This window comes from Syntrophales bacterium (assembly GCA_030655775.1).
Classification (GTDB): Bacteria; Desulfobacterota; Syntrophia; order Syntrophales; family JADFWA01; genus JAUSPI01.
In genome coordinates this window covers 1-4,180 of record JAUSPI010000090.1, presented here as the reverse complement: position 1 = coordinate 4,180, position 4,180 = coordinate 1, and the positions used below count along the sequence as shown (strand labels likewise).

The 4,180-nt window shown below is 44.6% G+C and carries 3 protein-coding genes; 1 reads left to right on the top strand and 2 read right to left on the bottom strand.

Features of this window, described 5'->3' with window-relative positions; genetic code table 11:
* Positions 1–379 precede the first annotated feature (379 nt).
* Both Q7J27_04595 and Q7J27_04590 read right to left on the bottom strand, forming a co-directional pair.
* Complete coding sequence (locus Q7J27_04595; protein MDO9528423.1) at positions 380–1,843, bottom strand: trimethylamine methyltransferase family protein; 1,464 nt, start codon at positions 1,841–1,843, stop codon at positions 380–382.
* Between the two features lie 285 nt (positions 1,844–2,128).
* On the bottom strand, positions 2,129–2,818 hold the full coding sequence (locus Q7J27_04590) for a vitamin B12 dependent-methionine synthase activation domain-containing protein (GenBank protein ID MDO9528422.1): 690 nt from the start codon (positions 2,816–2,818) through the stop codon (positions 2,129–2,131).
* 720 nt (positions 2,819–3,538) lie between these two features.
* Between Q7J27_04590 and Q7J27_04585 the strand changes: the two genes are divergently transcribed.
* Positions 3,539–4,180 (top strand): FAD-binding oxidoreductase (locus tag Q7J27_04585; protein ID MDO9528421.1); only part of this gene is annotated, 642 nt, incomplete at its 3' end.

Below are 4,180 nucleotides of genomic sequence, written 5' to 3'. Positions count from 1 at the left end.
TCCCTGGCCAATTCCAGGAGCTTCTTCTCATCACGTTCCTGAATAATGACTTTGCTCCTGGGTATGCTGGCATTGATTTTTTCTCCGATGATGATCACGGATATTTTCTCCTTCTAAGCTTTATGCATTCGTAAAAAGTCTTTTTTATTCGCTCAGAACCAATTTTGGGACCATAGATAAATCGATTGACAAATCAATTCTGTAGGGTGGCATTTTATATGCCACCGTTTGCGGTCGGGTGTAAAACCCGACCCTACAATCTAAAACTCGTGCTAACGCACTCAACCAGTTAGATTTTCTTAACGCCGGTCACTACCACCATCTTTTTCCCAAAATGCTTAAATTCGCTCTAAAAAGACTTTTTGCGAACCTGTCAAGTTTAAGCCATAACCGAAGGTTGTAGCCCGGGGATTTCTTTTGTTATTAAATCTCTGGTTTCTTTTGCCAGAACAGACTGCGGGGGCGTATTTAGAATCTTATTCGCCTTTTCAGTCGCCCGTGTTTCGGTATCTTTTGCACCGGCGTCTTGCCACTTGTCCCGATTTTCCCGATCGCTCAACTGAGGGATATATTGTTCGGAACGCATGTAACGCCGTGTATGCCGCGCGGAGACAAAGTGTCCTCCAGGGCCAGTCTTTTTGAGCAAATCAAATGCCAGGGTTTCATCATTAACCTGGATGCCTTCTACTGCTCGCATGACCATGCCGATAATTTCATTGTCGATAACCATCTTGTCATAGGAAGCGGTCATACAGAATTCGAGAAATCCGGCCGCATCGTGGATGAAATTTCCTCCGGCCAGTGCAACCATAACGTTGGTGATGGCCGATTCATATCCTGCCTGAGCATCGTTTACCTTGGAATCTGACATTCCTGATGTCGCATAATAGGGAAGACGGTAAAACTGAGCCATCTGGGCTGCGGCTGCATTCATTAACCCCATCTCCACAGCTCCTGAAAGGTATTTCATGTCTCTCAGATCCGTGATAGAGGATATACACCCGTACATTACAGGACACCCCGGGTTTGTAAGCTGTGTAAGCATGACGCCGGCTAAGGTATCAACATTTTGCACCACGAGATTGCCGGCCAATGTGATGGGGGCCGTGGCGCCGCAAAGGGGTTCTGAGGGAACCACAACGGGGATGTTGTTGCGGGCTGCCTCCATGGTGAGAGGGGTATAGCTTCCATCCAGCTTGAAAGGGCTGATGGGACAGGTTACCATCGAGATAAAGGGGCGTTCCCTGAGCTTTTCAGGGGAACCTGCAATGAGTTCAGCCATTTTGATGACATTTCTTACCCCGTCAATGGTGTAGACTCCACCCATTACATGTTTCCGGGTACGGTTCAATGCAGCTCCAAAGCGGTTCACATCCACTTCTTCCACAGAGAGTTCATTGGGGTAGACGTTGAGCATATAAAAATGGATGTTATCCAGTGCTTCCACAAGGCGTGCCATGTTCATGACGTCATCGAGTTTCGCCCTTCGAGAATCCCGACTGCCCGGATCCTGTACATTCAGGGCGGTACCTCCCGTGCCCAGGTAGACCTTTTTCCCGCCAATTTCACAGTCCAGTTCGCCGTTTTCCGCCCGGCCGCACAATAAGATCACAGAGGGTGCTTTATTGATCAACTCCTCCGCAAGGTCTTGCGGAATTTTCACAATCCGGCTGTTCTCGTCCACTTCTGCTCCGGCATTACGGAATAGTTCCCTTGCCTCAGTGAAGTTCACCTGTATTCCTATCTCGGCAAAGACCCTGAGACTCGTTTTATGTATCTTTTCAATATCTTGATCGGTAATAGGACGATATTGCCCTCCTGACAATCCTCTTCGTACCTTCATTTTCGCTCCTGTATCTGAATGTTTATCCGTATTAGTATTTTTGAGAATGTAAAAGCGCGCGTATTACTCGTAGCGAAATTGTTGAACTGAACAGCGAGCGCATTCCCCGCAGCTTGCTGCGGGGAGATTCAATCTTGACAGTCTCGTAAAAAGTCTCAAAATGTGTCATTTGTCATGCTGAACTTGTTTCAGCATCTAAACATTTCAGCAAGTTAGAGACCCTGAAATAAATTCAGGGTGACAAAAACTGACTTTTTACGAGTGCATCAATCTTCTGTCTGCTTCTTATTGTCTTCTACCGATGCAATTCTTTTTACTGCACTCCGAACACGGATTATAAGGGGAAAATGAAGAATCCATATCAGGAGGCAGAACACCGAACATTCCTGAAATCGACTTGCGGGGCTGCATAAGGCAGGAATCCATCAGTTCAACACCTGTCGGAAGGGAATCGAAAACACTGAAGAGTTTTTTCTGGTCTTTAATAGACCAATCACAGTAGCCTGGGCTGAAACGGAGGGTGACTTCTCTGCCTTTCGATTTATATCGTTCCCTCATATCCTGATAAAACTCCTCGACCACATTTTCTATGGTAACAGACCCCATGGAATCGAGAATATATGCATTTGAGAGATAATTTTCCTCGGTAAATTGGGCGATCTTTTCTTCAATGCCATCGCCGATGGTAGCTATAAAAAAGATGACTTCACTACAGTTTTTGATGGTTTTTGCGAATTTTGAACTTGTAAACGATAAACCTCCCTCAACATGAAAAGATCCATTGTCGGTCGATTCGACCTTTCCGATCCGGTAGGAGAGACGAGGTTTTATGATATCTTTTAACTTAACTTCCAGCTTATCTATTTTTATTTTGACAGAATGAGAGAACTTGCGATGCGTCCTACCGCCCAAAAGCCGGATCAGGTCATGCCTGTTAAAATATTTATTAACCTTTGAAAAATGTATATGATTCATTTTATTAATATTACCTACGTTATTTTGCTGATATTGACAGTTTCGTAAAAAGTCCAAATCTTGTCACTCCCGCGCAGGCGGGAGTCTATAACACCTTACAATAACTGGATTCCCGCCTACGCGGGAATGACAGAGAGGAACGAAATCCGACTTTTTACGAGACCATCAATATTGTACTTCTCATTTAATACCAAAAAAAAAGAGCCCTCGGGTACTTGGATTTTCTCGAACAATTCTAAAACTCACAAAACTTACAATCAGAATATGCTCTCTGAGTTTAAATAGTAAGTTTGTGGGTTTTTAGTCCAACCAACTTCCGCTTTTTGTTCGTATCCACACCCAGATGGATGCTCGATATAGCGGGCAGGTTTGACAGGAATTGTTAGTGAAAAAATCTTTGTTTGTTCCAAGAGCCCTATTCCCATATCCTTCGAAAAGTTTTGAATTACTTTTATATAGGAAACTACTTCTTTTGTCAAGTTTCCAATAAAAGAAACAAAATCAATAGGTTGTTAAAGCATATGAAAGTATCATATTTTGTGAGGGGGGATAGTTGATACTGCGATAGCGCTCGTCCCTCTCCTTTTCAAGGAAGTTCTTTTGAAATGGTTTGACTTTATGTTACACTGAGAAAATCAATCTGACCGGAAGCGCATCCCGCAAGCTCCGCCCTGTGGGCGGGGAGCTTCACTAACGTTTCATGGAAATTAGGAAAAGCACATGGAGGAGAAAAATTTAGAAAAGGATTTAAGGGAGATAGTAGGAGATCGAGTAACTACCAGCGATTTTGAGAGATGGTTCTATACGAGCGATCTTATTCCTATCCCCGGAATGATAAAGTCTCTATTCAGGACAATGCCTGCAGCCGTTGTTAAACCAGGGACGGTGCAAGAAGTTGGTGCTGTTTTGAGTTATTGTTCTTATAAAAAGATAGCTGTTGTGGCACGAGGCGGGGGCTCTTCCGGCCTCTTTGGCGCGGTACCCAAAAAAGGCGGCGTGGTATTGGATTTGACGGATTTATCAGACGTAGTTGAGGTCGATCAAGTCAGAGAATCGGTGACCACAGAGGCAGGTATAACATGGTGGGAATTAGATAGAAAGCTGAGAAGTGAGGGTCTTACCGTCAGAAGTTATCCGTCCAGTGCCAAATCGGCAACTGTCGGCGGGTGGATGATGGGTAATGGTCTTGGAATAGGCAGCTTAAAGTACGGGTCCCTCTTTGATCAACTTCTGTCTGCCCAGGTAGTTCTTTCTGATGGTACAGTGAGAGAATATGCGAGGGGACAGGGGTTGGAGTGGTTTTTTGAGTCCGAAGGGATGCTGGGGGTAGTTACCAAAATTTCCTTCAAAATTCGCAGAATT